This is a genomic window from Citrobacter sp. MGH100 (assembly GCF_001034465.1).
GTDB classification, from domain to species: Bacteria; Pseudomonadota; Gammaproteobacteria; order Enterobacterales; family Enterobacteriaceae; genus Citrobacter; species Citrobacter youngae.
Genome location: NZ_KQ089801.1, coordinates 1,262,854 through 1,284,593, shown reverse-complemented (window position 1 = coordinate 1,284,593; position 21,740 = coordinate 1,262,854). Strand labels below are relative to the sequence as shown.

Genomic DNA, 21,740 nt, shown 5'->3' with positions numbered 1-21,740 from the left:
GCAAAACTCTTTATTTATCAGTAGTCAATATGGCAGCTTGCGGGACGGTAGAACCGAAACGGTTTCCGACCAGGAAAGCCAGCAAACTTATCAGCAACGAAGGCACAATCGGATGGAAGCCCAGGTACTGAACATTAAAGGTAGCAAGTACGGCATACAACACGCCGCCGACAATCATCGCGCTCAATGCGCCAGTCGCGTTTGCTCGCTCCCAGTACAGGCCCAGCACCAGCGGCCACAGGAAGACCGCTTCCAACCCGCCAAACGCCAGCAGGTTGAGCCAGATAATCATCTCTGGCGGTTTCCAGGCGGCCAGCAGCAGTAACGCGCCCAGCAGTAGGGTGATCACAGCGGACATGCGCTTCAGCCGGGTTTCGTTTTTCAACTGTTCCGGACGAAGATTCAGGTACAGATCCTTAATGATCGTAGCGGAACTTTGCAGCAATTGGGCATTGATCGTTGACATGATCGCGGCCATGGGTGCCGCGAGGAAGATCCCGGCAGCTACCGGTGGCAACACTTTGACCATCAGGGTCGGGATCACCAGATCCGGTACCGTCAGGTCAGGGATCACCGCACGTCCCAACGCACCCGCCAGATGCATGCCAAACATCAGGATCGCCACCACGATGGTGCCGATGATAATCCCACGGTGTACCGCTTTACTGTCTTTATAGGAGATACAGCGTACCGCCGTATGCGGCAGTCCAATCACGCCGAAACACACCAGTACCCAGAATGAGGTCATAAACGTGGGTGACAGAATGTCATCCGCGCCCTGCGGTGAGACCAGTTTCGGATCGATGGTTTGCAGGGTTACTACCGCATTGCTAAGGCCGCCGGCGGCATGAACGACGCCGACCAGCAGAACGATAGTCCCAATCAGCATTACCATGCCTTGCATGGTGTCGTTCAGTACGCTGGCGCGAAATCCGCCGAATGCCGTATATAAAGCGATACTGACGCCAAAGATCAGCAGACCGGTTTCGTAAGGAATACCCGCAGCCGTTTCCAGCAAACGTGCGCCGCCAATAAACTGTACGGTCATTGCTCCGACAAACGCGACCAGCAGGCTAAGACTTGCCAGCCACACCAGTAGACGGCTCTGGTAGCGGGCAAACAGCATGTCGTTAAGGGTAACGGCATTATAACGGCGCGCCAGAATGGCGAATTTCTTCCCGAGGATCCCCAAAGAGAGCCAGACGGCAGGCAACTGGATCATCGCCAGTAATACCCATCCCAATCCGTATTTATAAGCCGCGCCAGGGCCGCCAATAAACGAACTGGCGCTAATGTAGGTTGCCGTTAGCGTCATGGCTAACACGACCCCGCCCATCGAGCGGCTGCCGAGGAAATATTCGTTCAGGAAAGTACCGGTCGATCTCTTACGCATAGCGTAAACAGAGAGACCGAAGACCACCAACAGATAGGCGACCAGCGGCAAAATAACTTCAAGCTGCATCGTCATCCTCCAACGGAATGTCGCGATAGATAAACTTCACCATCGCCCAGCACAGTACGATGAAAACCAGCGGCGTTAGCAGGCAGGCCATTTCGAACCAGTGCGGTAAGCCGGTAAAACCGAGCGTGGAATCTGGTAAGTAAGCGGTTACTAACCATGTGGCAAGATATAAAAGGGTCAGCCACAGCGCCCAGCGCGCCTCTTTATGGGCCTGAACAAAACGAGCGTCCATTTTTTGTCCCTTGTGGATAAAGAAAGCGGGGATTGTACCTTATGGCGCGTTCGGGAGGGGAGAAAAACAAAAGGCCGGAATTTCCGGCCTTTTCGGTTAACGCATGCTTACTTTTCCTGAAGTCCGAGTTTTTTCTCCAGATAGTGGATATTGGTTCCACCATGCTGGAAGTGCTCGTCATTCATGATGCGGATCTGCAGATCAACGTTGGTTTTGATACCGTCGATGATCAGTTCCTGCAATGCGTTTTTCATACGGGCGATCGCTACGTCGCGGTTTTCGCCGTAGCAAATCAGCTTACCGATCATTGAGTCATAGTACGGAGGTACAGTGTAGCCTGCGTAAATATGAGACTCCCAGCGCACACCAAAGCCACCCGGCGCGTGGAAACGCGTGATTTTACCCGGGCTTGGCAGGAAGGTGTTCGGGTCTTCGGCGTTGATACGGCATTCTACCGCATGGCCTTTAACCACAACTTCATCCTGCTTGATGGACAGCGGTTGTCCTGCCGCGATACGCAGCTGCTCTTTGATCAGGTCAACGCCGGTGATCATTTCGGTTACCGGGTGTTCAACCTGAATACGGGTGTTCATCTCAATGAAGTAGAACTCGCCGTTTTCGAACAGGAACTCGAAAGTACCTGCCCCGCGATAGCCGATATCAACGCACGCTTTGGCGCAACGCTCGCCGATGTAGCGACGCAGTTCCGGGGTAATACCCGGCGCAGGTGCTTCTTCGACGACTTTCTGGTGACGACGCTGCATGGAGCAGTCACGTTCAGCCAGATAAATCGCGTTACCCTGACCGTCAGCCAGCACCTGAATTTCGATGTGGCGTGGGTTTTCCAGGTACTTCTCCATGTAAACCATGTCGTTGTTGAAAGCCGCTTTCGCTTCCGCTTTGGTCATGGAGATGGATTGTGCCAGTTCGGCATCGCTGCGCACGACGCGCATACCGCGACCGCCGCCGCCGCCGGAGGCTTTGATGATAACCGGGTAGCCGATACGTTTAGCATGCGCGCGGTTAGCGTCCATGTCATCGCCCAGCGGGCCGTCAGAGCCTGGAACGGTCGGTACGCCAGCTTTCTTCATCGCGGTGATCGCGGACACTTTGTCGCCCATCAGGCGGATAGTGTCGGCTTTCGGGCCGATGAAGATAAAACCAGAACGTTCTACCTGTTCAGCGAAGTTGGCGTTCTCAGAGAGGAAGCCATAACCCGGGTGGATTGCCACTGCGCCGGTGATTTCAGCGGCGCTAATGATTGCCGGGATGTTCAGATAGCTTTTTACGGACGCAGCCGGGCCAATACAGACCGTCTCATCCGCCAGCAATACGTGTTTTAAATCGCGATCCGCGCTTGAATGCACGGCGACAGTCTTGATGCCCAGTTCTTTACAGGCACGAAGAATACGCAAGGCAATCTCGCCGCGGTTAGCGATGACAATTTTATCCAACATGTTCGCCTCGTTATTCGATGACGACCAGCGGCTCGTCAAATTCTACCGGTTGACCACTTTCTACCAGAATCGCTTTCACTACGCCGGATTTGTCGGCTTCGATCTGGTTCATCATTTTCATGGCTTCAACGATGCACAGGGTATCGCCCGCATTCACTTTCTGGCCGATTTCGATGAACGCTTTAGCATCCGGGCTCGGGGTGCGGTAGAACGTACCAACCATTGGGGAGCGTACGATGTGACCACTGATTTCCGCTGCTGCCGGCGCTTCCATACTTGGAGTGGCAGTTTGTGCGACAGCGTTAGACAGAGCTGGCTGCTGCATCACTGGTGCAGCATAAGCCTGTTGCATCATTGGAAAACTTGCAGCTGGCGCTGCACGGCTGATGCGTACAGACTCTTCGCCTTCAGAAATTTCCAGTTCGGAGATGCCTGATTCTTCAACCAGCTCGATCAGTTTTTTAATCTTACGAATATCCATGAGTGGGTTCCGTACTCTTTGTTTAGTGAGATTGTGACAGGCGTTTTACCGCCGTCTGTATAGCATTTTTATAACAGTGAGTGACAAGATGCCACGCATCTCAGGCGTTGCACTGCGTGCTGCGGCCATTATATGAGATTGCCAGACTTGTTAGTCATTGTGCGGCTATCTTCTGCCATTTTCGGGTAAAAGACAAAATATACCTTCAATATGCGATTGTCACCCTTTCTGCGCTGTAAAAACGCTACCGGGGAGAGCAAAGGCGCACATTATAACTATTTCGTAGCAATTGGCAGCTAAATACTGGTCTTATCAGGGAAGATAATCAACCGCTGGCATGTAAAGAACATGGGTTCGTCTGTGTTTTGCAACGTACTGCACATATCGTGTAACTACCGCCACCACTGGCGAAACTTCTTGTAGCGGCAGGCTAACAGCACCGCTGCAAGTGCGGCATAAATAATCGGTTGCGGAGAGATAATTTTTACCGACCACAAATAATGTATGGGTGCCAGGATCGCCACAAGATAGACGAAGTTGTGCAGATACTGCCAATATTTACCCAGTTTTCGCTGGGCTGCCTGTGTAGAGGTCAAGGCGAGGGCGAATAAAATGACCCAGCTGAAAATACCCAACATCAAATAAGGTCGAGTAGTAAGTTCCCGCCCCAGCAATGCCAGGTTATTAATGCCTAATTCCAGTAGCGCATAGCTGGTTAAATGTAACGTCGCCCAGGCGAAACACCATAGCCCTAACAGGCGACGAGTGCGTATCAATAATGGCTGTTTAGCGTAGCGCGCCAACGGCGCCACCAGCAAGGTAGCCAGTAGGAATTTCAGAGCTGTCCGACCGGTAAAGTGCTGAATGTCTTTGACCGGATCGGCGCTCAGTCCCCCATGATTTACCGCCCAAAATAGCCAGAGAAACGGTAAAAGTCCGGTAAGATGCAGGCAAACTTTCAGCCAGGTAATCTGTTTTGCAGTCAGGCGCACTTAAAAATTCTCCCGCAGATCGAGACCTCGGTACAGGGAAGCGACTTCCTTTGCATAGCCGTTAAACAGCAACGTGGGCTGGCGCTGTACATCCAGTATGCCGCCCGCGCCGATGAAGCGTTCAGTCGCTTGTGACCAGCGGGGATGATCGACATGAGGATTCACATTGGCATAAAAACCGTATTCATCGGACGCAGCCATATTCCAGGTGGTTGGCGGGCGTTCACGCGTCAGTTTAATACTGACGATCGACTTAATGCCTTTAAACCCGTATTTCCATGGCACCGTTAAGCGAATAGGGGCACCATTTTGTGGTGGAAGTGCCTTGCCATACACGCCCACTGTAAGCAACGTGAGCGGGTGCATGGCCTCATCCAGACGTAGCCCTTCAACATAAGGATATTTTAACCCACCGCCAATAAAGCGATCTTTCTGTCCCGGCATCTCTTCAGGGGCATAACGTGTTTCGAACGCGACATATTTTGCATTGCTGGTGGGTTCAACCAGCGCTAACAGTTTATGTAAAGGAAAACCAATCCACGGTACGACCATCGACCAGGCTTCAACACAGCGCATTCGATATATACGCTCTTCCAGTGGGAAGCGGGTGGTTAAGGCATCATGATCGAGCGTCAACGGTTTAGCGACTTCACCGCTGATTTTCAGCGTCCAGGGATCGGTTTTCAGACTGCCGGCATTGGCTGCAGGATCGGCTTTGTCGAGGCCGAATTCGTAGAAGTTGTTATAGCCAGAAACCTTATCTTCTGGTGTTAAAGGAAGTGTATTTTGCCAGGCTGCCGGTTTGGTGAAATCAAGGGGTTTACCGGCAGGCGCGGGCGGACGGTCATTGCCTTTAAACCAGCTCAGAAGATCGGCCTCGGCAGAAAAGGGCAAAGACAAAGCGGCGGCGCTGATACCCAGCGCTTTCAGCACCTGGCGGCGCTGCATAAAAAAAGCCGACTCGGCTGTTACATCGGCTTCAGTGAATGGACGTATTTTCTTCATAACGGACTCCCGACATACGCGCAAAGGCTCATACTGGCGCGTAGTTACTATGGCAGGGAGTCCGTCAATGTGCAGAGAAATTTAGTTAATTAAATGTAAATTTGTATCTGCAAATTGTTTTATTTCACTTTCACCAGCGTACGGCCCTGCACCTGGTTATTGATGATGGCATCGGCGAACTTCGGCGCATCGGCAAGCGTGATTTCTGTCGCTGCCTGGGTAAAGAACGACTCTGGCAGGTCGTTAACCAGACGTTGCCAGGCCTGTGCACGACGATCCGGAGGCGTCATCACGGAGTCGACGCCCTGTAAGCGCACGTTGCGCAGAATAAACGGCATCACCGTGGTGGGTAGCGCAAAACCGCCAGCCAGGCCACAGGCGGCAACACAACCGCCATAGTTCATCTGCGCCAGTACTTTTGCCAGCACTTTGTCGCCAACGGTATCAATGGCACCCGCCCACAGTTGCTTTTCCAGCGGACGAGATTCAGCAAACTCATCACGACCCAGAATGCGGTTGGCTCCCAGGCTTTTCAGGTAGTCGTGGGTGCTTTCGCGGCCCGATACTGCCGCAACCTGGTAACCCAGTTTGTGCAGCAGCGCAACGGCAGTACTGCCTACGCCACCGCTGGCACCAGTGACGACGATTTCGCCGTCTTCCGGGCGGATACCGGCATCTTCAAGCGCCATGACGCACAGCATGGCAGTAAAACCGGCGGTACCGATGACCATGGCTTTGCGACCGTCCAGTCCTTTTGGCAGCGCAACCAGCCAATCGCCTTTCACACGAGCGCGTTCGGCCAGTCCCCCCCAATGATTCTCACCCACGCCCCATCCGGTTAGTAAGACTTCCTGACCTGCATGAAAACGAGGATCTTCACTTGTGCGTACGGTACCGGCGAAATCGATACCAGGAATCATCGGAAAATTGCGGATAATTTTACCCTTACCGGTGATGGCGAGGGCATCTTTATAGTTCAGGCTCGACCAGTGAACATCCACCGTCACATCGCCTTCAGGTAGCTGATTTTCGTCGAGGGGTTGAACGGATGCGAGGGTTTTTCCGTCCTGCTGTTCTAAGATCAAAGCCTGCATAACCTGTCCTCAATTCATATAGTGGATTGGAAAATTATCTGTGAAGACTATACTCGCTAATTAAAACATGATGCCGATTCTGCGCAATAAATTGCCAGATATACCTGATTTGGTAGTATGCCCACATTATTTGTGTAAATTGACGGATTTCGCGTTCAGTTTTGCATTTTCGTGTCGCTTTTTCACTTTCACACCTGATTCATCACTGTCGGAGTTAACACAAGGATGCGATTAACGACGAAATTTTCAGCCTTTGTCACGCTGCTTACCGGGTTAACGATTTTCGTGACGCTGATAGGTTGCTCGCTGAGTTTCTATAACGCTATTCAATATAAGTTCACCACCCGCGTCCATGCCGTCGCGACGGCGATCGATACCCATCTGGTCACCAGAGATGTCGTGTCCTTAACGCCGCAAATTGATGAACTGATGATTTCGGTTGATATCGTCCGTATTGAATTGCTTCAGGATGACCGCGTTGTTTATAGCCATTCCCGAACCAGTAGCTACCGCCCGGCGGGGACGAATAACCTTTATCGCAATCTCACCGTGCCATTGGTCAAGCATCCGGGGATGTCGCTGCGCATGGTTTACCAGGATCCGATGGGCAACTATTTCCATTCGTTGATGACTACGGCACCGCTCACGCTATCGATAGGCTTTATTATCCTGATGCTGTTTTTGTCGGTGCGCTGGCTTCAACGTCAACTTTCCGGACAGGAATTACTGGAGATTCGTTCAACGCGGATCCTCAACGGTGAACGCGGGCCAAACGTGCGGGGAACGGTCTATGAGTGGCCAGCGCGTACCAGTAGTGCGCTCGACATGCTACTGACCGAAATTCAAAATGCTCGTGAGCAGCGCAGCAGGCTGGATACGCTAATTCGCTCCTATGTCGCGCAGGATACAAAAACGGGGCTGAGCAACCGCTTGTTCTTTGATAACCAACTGGCGACGCTGCTGGAAGATCAGGAAAAAGTCGGCTCGCATGGTGTGGTGATGATGGTTCGTTTGCCGGACTTTACGCTGCTACGCGAGAGCTGGGGCATTACCCAGGCGGAAGAACAAATTTCAACGCTTATCAATTTGTTGTCTACTTTTATGATGCGCTATCCGGGCGCACTGTTAGCGCGTTACCACCGAAGCGATTTTGCCATCCTGCTGCCACACCGCACGTTAAAAGAAGCGGAAAGTATCGCGGGGCAACTCTTAAAGGCGGTGGATGCACTTCCGGCTAACAAAATGATCGATCGTGCCGATATGGTTCATATTGGCATTTGTGTCTGTCGCAGCGGTCAGTCGACTGAACAAGTTATGGATCACGCTGAAGCCGCCACCCGGAATTCAGTATTACAAGGCGGGAACAGTTGGTCGGTGTATGACGACTCTCTGCCGGAAAAAGGCCGGGGCAATGTGCGCTGGCGAACGCTGATTGAACAGATGCTCAGTCGGGGCGGACCGCGAATTTATCAAAAACCTGCCGTAACGCGTGAAGGGCGGGTGCACCATCGCGAGCTGATGTGCCGTATTTTCGATGGCAGCGAAGAGGTTATTTCGGCGGAATATATGCCGATGGTGCTGCAATTTGGTCTGGCGGAAGAGTATGACCGTCTGCAAATCAGCCGTTTGATCCTGTTGTTGGGGTACTGGCCGCAGGAAAGCCTGGCGATGCAGACGACGGTTGAATCGCTCATTCGCCCACGTTTTCAGCGTTGGCTGCGAGATACGCTGATGCAGTGCGAAAAATCGCTACGTAAACGCATAATTATTGAACTTGCTGAGGCGGATGTTTGTCAACACATCAGCCGGTTACAACCGGTTATCCGATTGATGGATGCGCTTGGCGTACGTATTGCCGTTACGCAGGCCGGTTTAACGTTGGTGAGTACCAGTTGGATCAAAGAGCTGAATGTCGAATTGTTGAAGCTTCATCCCAGTCTGGTGAGAAACATTGATAAGCGAACGGAAAATCAGCTGCTGGTTCAAAGCCTGGTAGAGACGTGTACCGGAACGCCAACGCAGGTTTATGCCACGGGCGTTCGTTCGCGCAGCGAGTGGCATACCCTGACAGAACGTGGAGTCGCGGGTGGGCAGGGTGATTTTTTTGCCGCATCACAGCCACTTGACACAAACGTGAAAAAATATTCGCAAAGATACTCGGTTTAACCTGCCGTTTAATTTGTTTTCACGTAGAATAACGCGCGCTGTGCCTTCTGGGGGTGTGCTTGTCTGCTCGCCAGGTTGTAACAGCAAACATGCAGGTGAATGACCTTTGACAGGTTGCAAACAAAAGCGAGGACTGCTGCTGAGTTTTTCAGCCCTGATGGACTCAGGCCGGTTTTGTAACAAAGGAAACGAACTGCACTAATTTTCACCGTAGCAGATGATTTTTGCGCCTTGTCGCTGCTGCGTGTGGTTGGTAAAGTAAGCGGATTTTGTTTTCCGCCCCAGCTTTCAGGATTATCCCTTAGTATGTTGAAAAAATTTCGTGGCATGTTTTCCAATGACCTGTCCATTGACCTGGGTACCGCGAATACCCTTATTTATGTAAAAGGACAAGGCATCGTATTGAATGAGCCTTCCGTTGTGGCCATTCGTCAGGATCGTGCCGGTTCGCCGAAAAGCGTGGCTGCAGTAGGTCATGATGCGAAGCAGATGCTGGGTCGTACGCCGGGCAATATCGCTGCAATTCGCCCAATGAAAGATGGCGTTATCGCTGACTTCTTCGTGACTGAAAAAATGCTCCAGCACTTTATTAAACAAGTGCACAGCAATAGCTTCATGCGCCCAAGCCCGCGCGTACTGGTGTGTGTACCGGTTGGAGCAACTCAGGTTGAACGCCGTGCCATCCGTGAATCCGCTCAGGGTGCAGGCGCACGTGAAGTGTTCCTGATCGAAGAGCCGATGGCGGCAGCGATCGGTGCGGGCCTGCCAGTTTCTGAAGCAACCGGCTCAATGGTTGTCGATATCGGTGGTGGTACCACAGAAGTCGCCGTTATCTCTCTGAACGGCGTAGTTTACTCCTCCTCCGTGCGTATTGGTGGTGACCGCTTCGACGAAGCCATCATTAATTATGTTCGCCGTAACTACGGCTCTCTGATCGGTGAAGCTACCGCGGAACGTATTAAGCACGAAATCGGTTCTGCTTATCCTGGCGACGAAGTACGCGAGATCGAAGTTCGCGGTCGTAACCTGGCAGAAGGTGTTCCACGTGGCTTTACCCTGAACTCTAACGAGATCCTTGAAGCGTTGCAGGAACCCCTGACCGGTATCGTAAGCGCGGTGATGGTTGCACTGGAACAGTGTCCGCCAGAACTGGCGTCTGACATCTCAGAACGCGGTATGGTCCTGACCGGCGGCGGTGCGCTGCTGCGTAACCTTGACCGTCTGTTAATGGAAGAGACCGGTATTCCAGTTGTTGTTGCCGAAGATCCGCTGACCTGTGTGGCTCGCGGTGGCGGTAAAGCACTGGAAATGATCGATATGCACGGCGGCGACTTGTTCAGCGAAGAGTAATCGGATGCAGGAAGGGTAGCCCTGGGTTGCTCTTCCGCTCTGATGCGAGAATACGCATAGACTATGAAGCCAATTTTTAGCCGTGGCCCGTCGCTACAGATTCGCCTTATTCTGGCGGTGCTGGTGGCGATCGGCGTTATTATTGCCGACAGCCGCCTGGGTACGTTTAGTCAAATCCGAACGTACATGGATACCGCCGTCAGTCCTTTCTACTTTATCTCTAATGGTCCCCGTGAATTACTCGACGGCGTGTCGCAAACGCTGGCTTCTCGTGACCAACTCGAACTTGAAAACCGGGCGTTGCGTCAGGAACTGCTGCTGAAAAACAGTGAACTGCTGATGCTGGGGCAATATAAACAGGAGAACGCGCGTTTGCGTGAGCTGCTGGGATCGCCGCTGCGCCAGGACGAACAAAAAATGGTGACGCAGGTCATCTCAACGGTTAACGATCCTTACAGCGATCAGGTGGTGATCGACAAAGGGAGTGTTAACGGCGTTTATGAAGGTCAGCCGGTCATCAGCGATAAAGGCGTAGTGGGCCAGGTCGTTGCGGTGGCTAAACTGACCAGCCGCGTACTGCTGATTTGTGACGCGACGCATGCGCTGCCAATCCAGGTATTGCGTAACGATATTCGCGTGATCGCTGCCGGTAACGGTTGCACGGACGATCTTCAGCTTGAACACCTGCCGGCTAATACTGACATTCGCGTTGGCGATGTGCTGGTGACCTCCGGTCTGGGTGGGCGTTTCCCTGAAGGCTATCCAGTCGGTGTCGTTTCCTCTGTGAAGCTGGATACCCAGCGCGCATACACCGTGATTCAGGCGCGCCCGACGGCGGGTTTACAGCGTCTGCGCTATCTGCTGCTGTTGTGGGGAGCCGATCGTAATGGTGCTAACCCGATGACGCCAGAAGAAGTGCACCGTGTAGCTAATGAACGTCTGATGCAAATGATGCCGCAAGTCCTGCCGGCACCGGATGCCATGGGGCCTCCTGCGCCAGTTCCTGCTCCGGCGACAGGTGTAACGCCGGTTCCTGCAACAACCACGCCGTCACAACCTGCTCCGCGTAAGCCGGGAGGGCAGTAAGTGGCAAGCATCCGTCACCAGGGACGTTGGGTCATTTGGCTCTCGTTCCTAATTGCATTTCTGCTGCAAGTCATGCCCTGGCCGGACGAGATCCTCGTTTTCCGGCCGAACTGGGTGCTGCTCATTCTGCTGTACTGGATCCTGGCGCTGCCGCATCGCGTAAATGTGGGCACAGGATTTATCGTGGGTGCCATACTGGATCTCATTAGCGGCTCTACGCTTGGTGTGCGGGCATTGTCGATGAGTATCATTGCTTATCTGGTCGCACTGAAATTTCAGCTCTTCCGTAACCTCGCGCTCTGGCAGCAGGCGCTGGTAGTTATGTTGTTGTCACTGGTCGTGGATATTATTGTTTTCTGGGCCGAGTTTTTAGTGATCAACGTCTCTTTCAGACCTGAAGTGTTCTGGAGTAGTGTAGTAAATGGTGTGCTTTGGCCATGGCTATTCTTACTGATGCGTAAAGTCCGCCAGCAGTTTGCGGTGCAATAAAGGTTGATATGAATACTCTGTATCTTGCTTCAGGTTCTCCACGTCGTCAGGAGTTGCTCGCTCAGCTTGGTGTTACGTTTGAACGGCTGGTTCCTGGAATTGAAGAACAGCGGCACCCGCAGGAAAGCGCTCAGCAGTATGTTGTTCGTCTGGCGCGTGAAAAAGCGCAGGCAGGCGTAGCAATGGCTGTGCGCGATTTACCTGTGCTGGGGGCGGATACCATTGTTATCCTTAATGACGAAGTGCTGGAAAAACCGCATGATGCCGACCATGCAGCAGCGATGCTGCACAAACTGTCAGGCAAAACGCATCAGGTCATGACGGCTGTCGCATTAGCCGATCGCCAGCACAACCTGGACTGTCTGGTGGTGACGGAAGTGACATTCAGAACACTAACAGATGAGGACATCGCCGGTTATGTTGCCAGCGGTGAGCCTATGGATAAAGCAGGTGCATACGGTATTCAAGGGTTGGGTGGCTGTTTTGTCAGGAAGATCAATGGCAGCTATCACGCCGTAGTCGGCTTACCGCTGGTAGAAACGTATGAGTTGCTGAGCAATTTTAACGCACTGCGTGAGAAAAGGGATAAACATGACGGCTGAATTGTTGGTAAACGTAACGCCATCGGAAACGCGGGTGGCGTACATTGATGGCGGTATTCTGCAGGAAATTCATATTGAACGTGAGGCGCGACGCGGAATCGTAGGCAATATCTACAAAGGTCGTGTAAGTCGTGTACTTCCGGGTATGCAGGCGGCTTTTGTAGATATTGGGCTGGATAAAGCCGCATTTCTCCACGCATCAGACATCATGCCGCATACCGAATGCGTAGCGGGTGAAGAACAAAAACAGTTCACTGTACGCGATATCTCCGAACTTGTGCGTCAGGGGCAAGACCTGATGGTACAGGTGGTGAAAGATCCTCTGGGCACGAAGGGCGCACGCCTGACAACGGACATCACGCTACCTTCCCGTTATCTCGTCTTTATGCCGGGGGCGTCGCACGTGGGGGTTTCTCAGCGAATCGAGAGCGAAACCGAACGCGAACGCCTGAAAAAGGTGGTGGCGGATTACTGCGACGAACAGGGCGGATTCATCATTCGTACGGCGGCTGAAGGCGTTTGTGAAGAGGATCTGGCTTCGGATGCTGCCTACCTGAAGCGTGTCTGGACGAAGGTCATGGAGCGTAAGAAGCGGCCACAAACGCGCTACCAGATGTATGGTGAATTGGCACTGGCACAGCGCGTTCTGCGTGATTTTGCTGATGCTCAGTTAGACCGAATTCGCGTTGATTCCCGTCTGACTTATGAAGCGTTGCTGGAATTTACGGCGGAATACATCCCGGAGATGACCAGCAAACTGGAACATTACAGCGGACGCCAACCGATTTTCGATCTCTTCGACGTTGAGAATGAAATCCAACGTGCGCTGGAGCGTAAGGTTGAGCTGAAATCCGGCGGCTATCTGATCATCGACCAAACCGAAGCGATGACTACCGTCGACATCAACACCGGCGCATTTGTTGGGCATCGTAATCTCGACGACACTATCTTTAATACTAATATTGAAGCAACGCAGGCTATCGCACGTCAGCTGCGTCTGCGTAATCTGGGCGGCATAATCATTATCGATTTTATCGACATGAATAATGAAGATCACCGCCGCCGGGTGCTGCACTCTCTGGAGCAGGCGCTGAGCAAGGATCGCGTAAAAACCAGCATTAACGGTTTTTCACAACTAGGTCTGGTAGAGATGACACGTAAGCGCACGCGTGAAAGCGTGGAGCATGTGCTGTGTAACGAGTGCCCAACCTGCCACGGACGTGGCACGGTGAAAACGGTCGAAACCGTATGTTATGAAATCATGCGTGAAATCGTCCGCGTGCACCATGCTTACGACTCCGATCGTTTCCTGGTGTATGCGTCTCCGGCAGTGGCTGAAACCCTGAAAGGGGAAGAGTCGCATGCGCTGGCGGAAGTGGAAATCTTTGTCGGCAAACAGGTCAAAGTACAAGTCGAACCGCTCTATAACCAGGAGCAGTTTGACGTGGTAATGATGTAAATCGTGTAGTGGCACCCGCGCATGTAGGCCGGATAAGGCACAAACGCCGCTATCCGGCAATATTCACTCAAGGGGTGTGAGTCACATTTTTTGGCAGACAAGGAGAGGCGCGTGAGGCGATTGCCGGGGATTTTACTGCTCACTGGAGCCGCATTCGTTGTCATCGCAGCGCTGCTGGTCAGTGGGCTGCGCCTTGCTCTACCGCATCTCGATAGCTGGCGTCCGACCATTCTGGGCAAGATCGAATCTGCCACCGGTATGCCCGTTTCCGCCAGCCAGCTTTCTGCTAACTGGCAAAATTTTGGCCCTACGCTCGAAGCTCGCGATATTCATGCACAGCTGAAAGACGGTGGCGAATTCTCGGTAAAGCGTGTCACGCTGGCGCTGGATGTCTGGCAAAGTTTGCTGCACATGCGCTGGCAGTTTCGCGATCTCACCTTCTGGCAACTGCAGTTGCGCACCAATACACCGATCCAGCGCAGCGATAGCGGCGACGGGATTGAAACCAGCCACATCAGCGATCTGTTCCTGCGCCAGTTTGATCATTTTGATCTTCGCGACAGCCAGGTTAGTTTTTTGACCCTGTCAGGCCAGCGTGCGGAACTGGCGATCCCTCAGCTAACCTGGTTGAACGGTAAAAACCGGCATCGTGCTGAAGGCCAGGTCAGCCTCTCCAGCCTGACCGGGCAGCACGGTGTTATGCAGGTGCGTATGGATCTGCGTGATGATGACGGCCTGCTGAATAATGGTCGAGTCTGGCTGCAGGCTGACGACATCGACGTTAAGCCGTGGTTGGGAAAATGGATGCAGGATAATGTTGCGCTGCAAACTGCGCGCTTTAGCCTGGAAGGCTGGATGACGCTCAACAAAGGCGGAATCTCTGGTGGCGATGTCTGGTTGAAAAAGGGCGGCGCAAGCTGGAAGGGAGAGAGCAACATCCACACGCTGTCCGTCGATAACCTGACTGCGCATATCAGCCGTGAGCACTCCGGTTGGTTGTTTGCTATCCCGGATACGCGCATCACGATGGATGACAAACCCTGGCCGAGTGGGGCATTAACGCTGGCCTGGTTCCCCGGGCAGGAAGTGGGGGGCGCCAATAATAAGCGCAGCGACGAATTACGTATTCGCGCCAGTAACCTGGAGCTAGCCGGGTTAGAGGGGCTACGCCCGATGGCCGCTAAGTTATCTCCGGCATTGGGTGATATCTGGCGGGCCACGCAACCGAGCGGCAAGATAAACGTGTTGGCGTTGGATATCCCGTTACAGGCGACCGAAAAAACCCGTTTCCAGTCCTCGTGGACCGATCTGGCCTGGAAACAGTGGAAGCTGCTGCCGGGGGCAGAACATTTCTCCGGTACATTGTCTGGCAGCGTGGAAAATGGCGCATTAACGGCCTCCATGAAGCAGGCAAAAATGCCGTATGAAACCGTCTTTCGTGCCCCGCTGGAGATAGAAGATGGCGTGGCAACGCTCAGTTGGCTGAAGAATGAAAATGGCTTTCAGCTAGACGGGCGCAATATTGACGTTAAAGCGAAAGCGGTACATGCGCGCGGCGGTTTTCGTTATCTGCAACCAACCGGTGATGAACCGTGGCTGGGGATTCTGGCGGGGATTAGCACTCACGATGGCTCCCAGGCCTGGCGCTATTTCCCGGAAAATCTGATGGGAAAAGAGCTGGTTGATTATCTCAGTGGGGCAATTCAGGGCGGTGAGGCGGATAACGCAACACTGGTTTATGGCGGTAACCCACATCTGTTCCCGTATTTGCATAACGAAGGTCAGTTCCAGGTGCTGGTGCCGCTGCGTAATGCAAAATTTGCCTTCCAGCCGGACTGGCCCGCACTGACTGACCTCAATATTGAACTGAACTTCATTAACGATGGCCTGTGGATGAAGACGGATAGCGTCAATTTAGGGGGGGTAAAAGCCACTAACCTGACGGCAAATATCCCTGACTACGCAAAAGAAAAACTGCTGATTGATGCCGACATCAACGGGCCGGGCAAAGCGGTTGGGCCTTATTTCGACGAAACACCGCTGAAAGAGTCGCTTGGTGCCACGCTTGAACAGCTGCAAATTGACGGTGATGTGAGTGCTCGCTTACATCTTGATATCCCGTTAGATGGTTCGCTGGTTACGGCCAAAGGCGACGTGAACCTGCGTAATAACAGTCTGTTTATCAAGCCGCTTGATAGCACGCTGAAGAATTTGAACGGTAAATTCAGCTTTATCAACGGCGATCTCAAGAGTGAGCCGATGACGGCGAACTGGTTTAATCAGCCGCTGAACGTCGACTTTTCCACTACCGAGGGTGCAAAAGCTTACCAGGTTGCTGTGAATCTGAACGGTGACTGGCAGCCAACTCGCATGGGGATACTCCCCGCACAGGTGAATGATGCCTTAAGCGGCAGTATGGCGTGGAACGGTAAGGTTGGCATTGACCTGCCATATCATGCCGGAGCGACCTACAACATTGAGCTGAAAGGCGACCTGAAAAATGTAAGCAGTCACTTACCTGCTCCGTTAAACAAAGTCGCCGGTGAGTCGCTACCGGTTAATGTTAAGGCAGATGGTAACCTGCGCAGCTTCGATCTGACCGGTAACGCCGGAAGCAAGAACCACTTTAATAGCCACTGGTTGCTGAATCAGAAACTGACGCTTGACCGCGCAATCTGGACTTCGGAAAGCCGTACCGTGCCAGCGCTTCCTGACCAGCAGGGTATCGAACTTAATCTTCCTCCCATGGACGGTGCGCAATGGCTGGCATTGTTCCAGAAAGGCGCGGCAGATAACGTCGGAAGTAATGCGAACTTCCCGCAGCGTATTGCGGTGCGCACGCCTTCTTTATCCCTGGGCGGCCAGCAGTGGAATAACCTGAGCATTGTGTCTGAACCTGGGCTTAATGGTACCAGCGTACGGGCACAGGGGCGTGAGATTAACGCCACATTGGCTATGCGCAATAATGCTCCGTGGCTTGCCAATATCAAGTATCTGTATTACAACCCGAACGCTGCAACGTCATCGCCAAATACAACGCCAGCCTCGCTGTTCTCTGCTATCAGTAACGTCAGTTTCCGTGGCTGGCCGGATGCGCAGATACGCTGCGAAGAGTGCTGGATGTGGGGGCAAAAGTATGGGCGCATTGATGCCGATGTCGCGATAAAAGGTGACACATTAACGTTGAGCAATGGTCTGTTGGATACCGGGTTTGCCCGGCTGACCGCCGATGGCGAATGGGTCAATGTGCCGGGCAAGGAGCGTACGTCACTGAAAGGAAAGCTGAATGGCAACAAGATTGATTCAGCCGCGGGTTTCTTTGGCGTATCTACCCCGATTCGTAACTCTTCCTTTAACGTCGAGTACGATCTGCACTGGCGTAATCCGCCCTGGGATCCGGATGAAGCTTCACTGAATGGGATTTTGCGCACCCGTTTGGGCAAAGGTGAATTGACTGAACTTAGCACCGGACATGCGGGACAACTGTTACGTCTGCTGAGCTTTGATGCGCTATTGCGTAAACTGCGTTTTGATTTTAGCGATACGTTCAGCGAAGGTTTTTACTTTGACTCTATCCGCAGTACGGCGTGGATCAAAGACGGTGTGATGCACACTGATGATACGCTGGTGGATGGCCTGGAAGCTGACATCGCCATGAAAGGTTCGGTGAATCTGGTGCGTCGCGAACTGGATATGGAAGCCGTTGTCGCACCTGAAATTTCTGCCACCGTTGGGGTGGCCGCGGCGTTTGCCGTCAACCCAATTGTCGGCGCGGCGGTATTTGCCGCCAGTAAAGTTTTGGGACCGCTGTGGAGCAAAGTTTCAATTCTGCGCTATCGCATTACCGGTCCGGTCGATAAGCCACAGATCAACGAAGTTCTGCGCCAGCCGCGCAAAGAAAGCCAGCAATGATTTGACGGGGGCGAGTAATTGCCCCAATCTCAACATAGAACTTCTACCGCAGTCCGTAGGCCGGATAAGGCGTTTACGCCGCCATCCGGGCATTGAAGCGCCTGATGGCGACGCTGGCGCGTCTTATCAGGCCTACAACAGTAACTAATGAGTAGCAAAACGATGAGTCTGAACCTGGTAAGTGAACAATTGCTAGCGGCGAATGGCCTGAAACATCAGGATCTGTTTGCCATCCTGGGCCAACTGGCCGAACGCCGTCTTGATTACGGCGATCTCTATTTTCAGTCGAGCTATCACGAATCCTGGGTTTTAGAAGACCGCATCATTAAAGATGGTTCTTACAATATCGATCAGGGCGTTGGCGTGCGCGCCATCAGCGGCGAAAAAACCGGGTTTGCCTATGCAGACCAGATTAGCCTGCTGGCGCTGGAGCAAAGTGCTCATGCCGCGCGTACTATCGTGCGCGACAGCGGTGATGGCAAAGTAAAAACGCTGGGGGCGGTAGAGCATCAGGCGCTTTATACCTCAGTAGATCCCCTGCAGAGCATGAGCCGCGAAGAGAAGCTGGATATTCTGCGCCGCGTAGACAGCGTGGCGCGTGCCGCCGACAAGCGTGTGCAGGAAGTGACGGCGAGCCTGACCGGTGTGTATGAACTGATTCTGGTGGCGGCGACCGACGGTACGCTGGCCGCTGACGTCCGTCCTCTGGTGCGTTTGTCCGTAAGCGTACAGGTTGAAGAGGATGGCAAACGCGAGCGTGGCGCCAGCGGTGGCGGCGGTCGTTTTGGCTATGACTATTTCCTTGGCGACCTTGATGGCGAAGTTCGTGCTGACGCATGGGCGAAAGAGGCCGTACGCATGGCGCTGGTCAATCTCTCTGCGGTAGCCGCGCCTGCCGGTACGCTGCCGGTGGTACTCGGCGCTGGCTGGCCGGGCGTTCTGCTGCATGAAGCGGTCGGTCATGGTCTGGAAGGTGACTTTAACCGCCGTGGCACGTCGGTATTCAGCGGTCACATGGGTGAGCTGGTGGCGTCAGAATTGTGTACCGTCGTTGATGATGGCACGATGGCTGATCGTCGTGGTTCAGTAGCCATTGATGACGAAGGAACGCCGGGTCAGTACAACGTGCTGATCGAAAACGGCATTCTGAAAGGCTATATGCAGGACAAACTCAATGCGCGCCTGATGGGCGTGGCGCCAACGGGTAACGGTCGTCGTGAATCTTACGCGCATCTGCCCATGCCGCGTATGACCAACACCTATATGCTGCCGGGCAAATCCACGCCGCAGGAAATCATCGAATCCGTTGAATACGGTATTTATGCGCCTAATTTCGGCGGTGGCCAGGTGGATATCACCTCCGGGAAATTCGTCTTCTCTACCTCCGAAGCGTATCTGATTGAAAACGGTAAAGTGACCAAACCGGTGAAAGGCGCGACGCTGATAGGCTCCGGTATCGAAGCAATGCAGCAGATTTCGATGGTGGGTAACGACCTGAAACTGGATAACGGCGTGGGTGTTTGCGGTAAAGAAGGACAGAGTCTGCCGGTTGGCGTGGGCCAGCCGACGCTGAAGGTGGATAACCTGACCGTAGGTGGCACCGCGTAACATCATGATTCAGGCCCGATAAGCACCAGTGCTATCGGGCATCTTGCCAGATGCGGCGTCAACGCCTTATCCGGCCTGGACTCTTTTTATTTCTCTTTTCCCCGACCGTACATTCCCTGAAACAGCTGCGCCACATCGACGAAATAGTCTGTCAGATAGTTAATCACCACCTGCACCTTGAGCGGCAGCTTATCCTTTTCGGTATACAACGCATACACCGGACGCGGATCCGACTGGTAGCGGGGGAGCAGGATCTCCACTTCGCCACGATTGATCTCATTGATCACCCACATCAGCGGTACATAGGCAATGCCCGCGCCTGCGGCCAGCCAGCGTACCAGCGTCATCGGATCGTTAGTTACGAAACGTCCCTCTGGGATCAGGCGGGTAGAGATGCCCTCCGGGGCGATAAGCTCGAATTCATTATCCGGACGCACGCTGTATTCCAGCCACGAGTGGTTGCTGAGATCGGCGGGTTTCTCCGGGACGCCAAACTGGGCGAGATAACTTTTTGCCGCGCAGACCACCATCGGCATAGCCCCCAGACGACGTGAAAACAGGCTGGAGTCCTGCAGGGCACCCACGCGGATAACCACGTCCAGACCGTCGGCAATCAGGTCGGGTGCCGGTATTCCCGTCACCAGATTTACCGTCAGCCCAGGATACTCTTTGAGCATTTTTGCGGTCAGTCCGGCGAGGACATTTTGTGCCATGGTTGAAGAACAACCAATGCGCAGCGTGCCGATGGGCGTGTTGTTAAAAGCATACAGTTGCTCGTGAACATCCTGCGCTTCGTGCAGCATCCGGCGGCAGCCCTGATAATAAATTTTACCGGCTTCAGTTAGCCCAATACTACGCGTGCTGCGGTTTAGCAGCTTGACCTGTAGCTCATCTTCCAGTTTTGAGACCGTCTGGCTTATCGATGAAACGCTCATTTGTAGCTGTCTTGCGGCGGCGGTGAAGGAGCCCAGTTCGACAACTTTGGCGAACACCGACATACGTTTTAATCGTTCCATTGTTCACTCTGGCTTAAAAGTGATTTAGATCACATAATATAGATAACAGCATAACAGTTACGTTAATATATTATTATTCAAATAACGGCTATGTCGCTCTCGCCTGGCTCATCCTTGCCCTTCTCTGCGGTGACATACGCTAGAAAATCTATCATCTGCACTCTCTTACGTTACCAAGGTCAACATGAGTCTGTTTCCCGTTATCGTGGTGTTTGGTCTGTCCTTCCCACCGATTTTTTTCGAATTACTTTTGTCACTGGCGATTTTCTGGCTGGTGCGCCGGGTGCTTGTTCCGACTGGCATCTATGATTTTGTCTGGCATCCGGCTCTGTTTAACACTGCGCTGTATTGCTGTCTGTTCTACTTAATAACGCGCCTGTTCGTTTGAGGTTGAAGTGAAAACACTAACAAGAAAACTCTCCCGCACGGCCATTACCGTGATACTGGTCATTCTGGCCTTCATCGCTATTTTCCGCGCATGGGTGTTCTACACCGAGTCGCCGTGGACGCGTGATGCGCGTTTCAGCGCCGATGTCGTCGCGATTGCGCCGGATGTTGCGGGGCTTATTACCAACGTTAACATCCATGATAACCAACTGGTGAAAAGGGATCAGATCCTGTTCACCATCGACCAGCCACGCTATAAGAAAGCCCTTGAGCAGGCCGAAGCTGACGTCGCTTATTATCAGGTTCTGGCGCAGGAAAAACGCCAGGAGGCCGGTCGTCGTAACCGACTGGGCGTGCAGGCTATGTCTCGCGAAGAGATCGACCAGTCCAACAACGTCCTGCAAACCGTATTACACCAGCTTGCGAAAGCACAAGCGACCCGCGACCTGGCAAAATTAGATCTGGAACGTACCGTTATCCGTGCGCCTGCAGACGGATGGGTGACTAACCTGAACGTCTATAGCGGTGAATTTATTACGCGCGGCTCCACGGCGGTGGCACTGGTAAAACAGCACTCATTCTATGTACTGGCGTATATGGAAGAGACCAAACTGGAAGGCGTTCGCCCAGGGTATCGCGCTGAAATCACCCCGCTTGGCAGTAATAATGTGCTGAAAGGCACCGTTGATAGCGTGGCGGCTGGCGTAACGAATGCCAGCAGCACGCGGGACGCAAAGGGTATGGCGACCATTGATTCCAATCTTGAATGGGTGCGTCTGGCGCAGCGCGTGCCGGTGCGAATTCGTCTTGATGAGCAGCAGGGAACCTTGTGGCCTGCCGGGACGACGGCGACCGTCGTCATTACCGGCAAGCAGGATCGCGATGCCAGCCAGGAATCTTTCTTCCGTAAAATGGCGCATCGCCTGCGCGAGTTTGGTTAAT

The 21,740-nt window shown here is 53.2% G+C and carries 18 protein-coding genes; 10 read left to right on the top strand and 8 right to left on the bottom strand.

The genetic code is table 11. The annotated features are described in order from the left end of the window. Nucleotides 1-10: 10 nt before the first annotated feature. The 7 genes from panF to acuI form a co-directional block, all read right to left on the bottom strand. Nucleotides 11-1,462, bottom strand: a complete 1,452-nt coding sequence (panF, locus tag SK32_RS17735; RefSeq protein WP_048213463.1) for a sodium/pantothenate symporter — start codon at nucleotides 1,460-1,462, stop codon at nucleotides 11-13. Further along, complete coding sequence (locus SK32_RS17730) at nucleotides 1,452-1,694, bottom strand: YhdT family protein (RefSeq protein WP_048213462.1); 243 nt, start codon at nucleotides 1,692-1,694, stop codon at nucleotides 1,452-1,454. The genes panF and SK32_RS17730 overlap by 11 nt, the downstream gene beginning before the upstream one ends. Before the next feature lie 107 nt (nucleotides 1,695-1,801). After that, nucleotides 1,802-3,151 carry an acetyl-CoA carboxylase biotin carboxylase subunit gene (accC, locus tag SK32_RS17725; RefSeq protein ID WP_003025213.1) on the bottom strand — a complete coding sequence of 450 codons (1,350 nt, stop codon included), beginning with the start codon at nucleotides 3,149-3,151 and terminating at the stop codon, nucleotides 1,802-1,804. A 10-nt stretch (nucleotides 3,152-3,161) separates the two neighbouring features. Next, complete coding sequence (accB, locus tag SK32_RS17720) at nucleotides 3,162-3,632, bottom strand: acetyl-CoA carboxylase biotin carboxyl carrier protein (protein WP_005121378.1); 471 nt, start codon at nucleotides 3,630-3,632, stop codon at nucleotides 3,162-3,164. Nucleotides 3,633-4,024: 392 nt separating this feature from the next. Further along, nucleotides 4,025-4,624 (bottom strand): protein-methionine-sulfoxide reductase heme-binding subunit MsrQ, encoded by a 600-nt coding sequence (gene msrQ, locus SK32_RS17715; RefSeq protein ID WP_048213461.1) that lies wholly within the window; start codon nucleotides 4,622-4,624, stop codon nucleotides 4,025-4,027. Then, nucleotides 4,625-5,629, bottom strand: coding sequence for a protein-methionine-sulfoxide reductase catalytic subunit MsrP (gene msrP / locus SK32_RS17710; RefSeq protein WP_048213460.1), 1,005 nt, complete (start codon nucleotides 5,627-5,629; stop codon nucleotides 4,625-4,627). A 119-nt stretch (nucleotides 5,630-5,748) separates the two neighbouring features. Further along, complete coding sequence (acuI, locus tag SK32_RS17705) at nucleotides 5,749-6,723, bottom strand: acrylyl-CoA reductase (NADPH) (RefSeq protein WP_048213459.1); 975 nt, start codon at nucleotides 6,721-6,723, stop codon at nucleotides 5,749-5,751. Nucleotides 6,724-6,948: 225 nt separating this feature from the next. Between acuI and csrD the strand changes: the two genes are divergently transcribed. The 8 genes from csrD to tldD all read left to right on the top strand — a co-directional run bounded on the left by csrD (nucleotide 6,949) and on the right by tldD (nucleotide 19,395). After that, nucleotides 6,949-8,889: an RNase E specificity factor CsrD gene (csrD, locus tag SK32_RS17700; RefSeq protein ID WP_048213458.1), complete on the top strand. Its 1,941-nt coding sequence runs from the start codon at nucleotides 6,949-6,951 to the stop codon at nucleotides 8,887-8,889. Nucleotides 8,890-9,195: 306 nt separating this feature from the next. After that, a complete protein-coding gene (gene mreB, locus SK32_RS17695) occupies nucleotides 9,196-10,239 on the top strand; it encodes a rod shape-determining protein MreB (protein ID WP_000913396.1) in 1,044 nt (347 codons plus the stop codon). Nucleotides 10,240-10,302: 63 nt separating this feature from the next. Continuing rightward, complete coding sequence (gene mreC / locus SK32_RS17690) at nucleotides 10,303-11,325, top strand: rod shape-determining protein MreC (RefSeq protein ID WP_048213457.1); 1,023 nt, start codon at nucleotides 10,303-10,305, stop codon at nucleotides 11,323-11,325. Next, nucleotides 11,326-11,814: a rod shape-determining protein MreD gene (gene mreD / locus SK32_RS17685; protein ID WP_040234168.1), complete on the top strand. Its 489-nt coding sequence runs from the start codon at nucleotides 11,326-11,328 to the stop codon at nucleotides 11,812-11,814. 8 nt (nucleotides 11,815-11,822) lie between these two features. Further along, on the top strand, nucleotides 11,823-12,416 hold the full coding sequence (locus tag SK32_RS17680; RefSeq protein WP_048213456.1) for a Maf family protein: 594 nt from the start codon (nucleotides 11,823-11,825) through the stop codon (nucleotides 12,414-12,416). Continuing rightward, on the top strand, nucleotides 12,406-13,875 hold the full coding sequence (gene rng, locus SK32_RS17675) for a ribonuclease G (RefSeq protein WP_003828822.1): 1,470 nt from the start codon (nucleotides 12,406-12,408) through the stop codon (nucleotides 13,873-13,875). The genes SK32_RS17680 and rng overlap by 11 nt, the downstream gene beginning before the upstream one ends. Nucleotides 13,876-13,986: 111 nt before the next feature. After that, nucleotides 13,987-17,787, top strand: coding sequence for an AsmA2 domain-containing protein YhdP (yhdP, locus tag SK32_RS17670; RefSeq protein WP_048213455.1), 3,801 nt, complete (start codon nucleotides 13,987-13,989; stop codon nucleotides 17,785-17,787). Between the two features lie 162 nt (nucleotides 17,788-17,949). After that, complete coding sequence (gene tldD / locus SK32_RS17665) at nucleotides 17,950-19,395, top strand: metalloprotease TldD (protein ID WP_003025183.1); 1,446 nt, start codon at nucleotides 17,950-17,952, stop codon at nucleotides 19,393-19,395. 86 nt (nucleotides 19,396-19,481) lie between these two features. On the opposite strand, the gene aaeR is transcribed toward tldD, so the two are convergent. Continuing rightward, nucleotides 19,482-20,411 (bottom strand): HTH-type transcriptional activator AaeR, encoded by a 930-nt coding sequence (gene aaeR / locus SK32_RS17660; protein WP_038634351.1) that lies wholly within the window; start codon nucleotides 20,409-20,411, stop codon nucleotides 19,482-19,484. Between the two features lie 184 nt (nucleotides 20,412-20,595). Here aaeR and aaeX point away from each other — a divergent pair, with 184 nt between their 5' ends. Together aaeX and aaeA are read left to right on the top strand one after the other, a co-directional pair. Further along, nucleotides 20,596-20,799: a p-hydroxybenzoic acid efflux pump operon protein AaeX gene (gene aaeX / locus SK32_RS17655; RefSeq protein ID WP_003025177.1), complete on the top strand. Its 204-nt coding sequence runs from the start codon at nucleotides 20,596-20,598 to the stop codon at nucleotides 20,797-20,799. A 7-nt stretch (nucleotides 20,800-20,806) separates the two neighbouring features. Next, the gene (gene aaeA / locus SK32_RS17650; protein WP_048213454.1) at nucleotides 20,807-21,739 is read left to right on the top strand and encodes a p-hydroxybenzoic acid efflux pump subunit AaeA; all 933 of its coding nucleotides are present in this window, start codon (nucleotides 20,807-20,809) and stop codon (nucleotides 21,737-21,739) included. Nucleotide 21,740: the final 1 nt, after the last annotated feature.

Bases quoted from the DNA above. Each gene is read 5' to 3' on its own strand.
- panF (WP_048213463.1), bottom strand. From the start codon at position 1,462: ATGCAGCTTGAAGTTATTTTGCCGCTGGTCGCCTATCTGTTGGTGGTC.
- SK32_RS17730 (WP_048213462.1), bottom strand. From the start codon at position 1,694: ATGGACGCTCGTTTTGTTCAGGCCCATAAAGAGGCGCGCTGGGCGCTG.
- accC (WP_003025213.1), bottom strand. From the start codon at position 3,151: ATGTTGGATAAAATTGTCATCGCTAACCGCGGCGAGATTGCCTTGCGT.
- accB (WP_005121378.1), bottom strand. From the start codon at position 3,632: ATGGATATTCGTAAGATTAAAAAACTGATCGAGCTGGTTGAAGAATCA.
- msrP (WP_048213460.1), bottom strand. From the start codon at position 5,629: ATGAAGAAAATACGTCCATTCACTGAAGCCGATGTAACAGCCGAGTCG.
- acuI (WP_048213459.1), bottom strand. From the start codon at position 6,723: ATGCAGGCTTTGATCTTAGAACAGCAGGACGGAAAAACCCTCGCATCC.
- csrD (WP_048213458.1), top strand. From the start codon at position 6,949: ATGCGATTAACGACGAAATTTTCAGCCTTTGTCACGCTGCTTACCGGG.
- mreB (WP_000913396.1), top strand. From the start codon at position 9,196: ATGTTGAAAAAATTTCGTGGCATGTTTTCCAATGACCTGTCCATTGAC.
- mreC (WP_048213457.1), top strand. From the start codon at position 10,303: ATGAAGCCAATTTTTAGCCGTGGCCCGTCGCTACAGATTCGCCTTATT.
- SK32_RS17680 (WP_048213456.1), top strand. From the start codon at position 11,823: ATGAATACTCTGTATCTTGCTTCAGGTTCTCCACGTCGTCAGGAGTTG.
- rng (WP_003828822.1), top strand. From the start codon at position 12,406: ATGACGGCTGAATTGTTGGTAAACGTAACGCCATCGGAAACGCGGGTG.
- tldD (WP_003025183.1), top strand. From the start codon at position 17,950: ATGAGTCTGAACCTGGTAAGTGAACAATTGCTAGCGGCGAATGGCCTG.
- aaeR (WP_038634351.1), bottom strand. From the start codon at position 20,411: ATGGAACGATTAAAACGTATGTCGGTGTTCGCCAAAGTTGTCGAACTG.
- aaeX (WP_003025177.1), top strand. From the start codon at position 20,596: ATGAGTCTGTTTCCCGTTATCGTGGTGTTTGGTCTGTCCTTCCCACCG.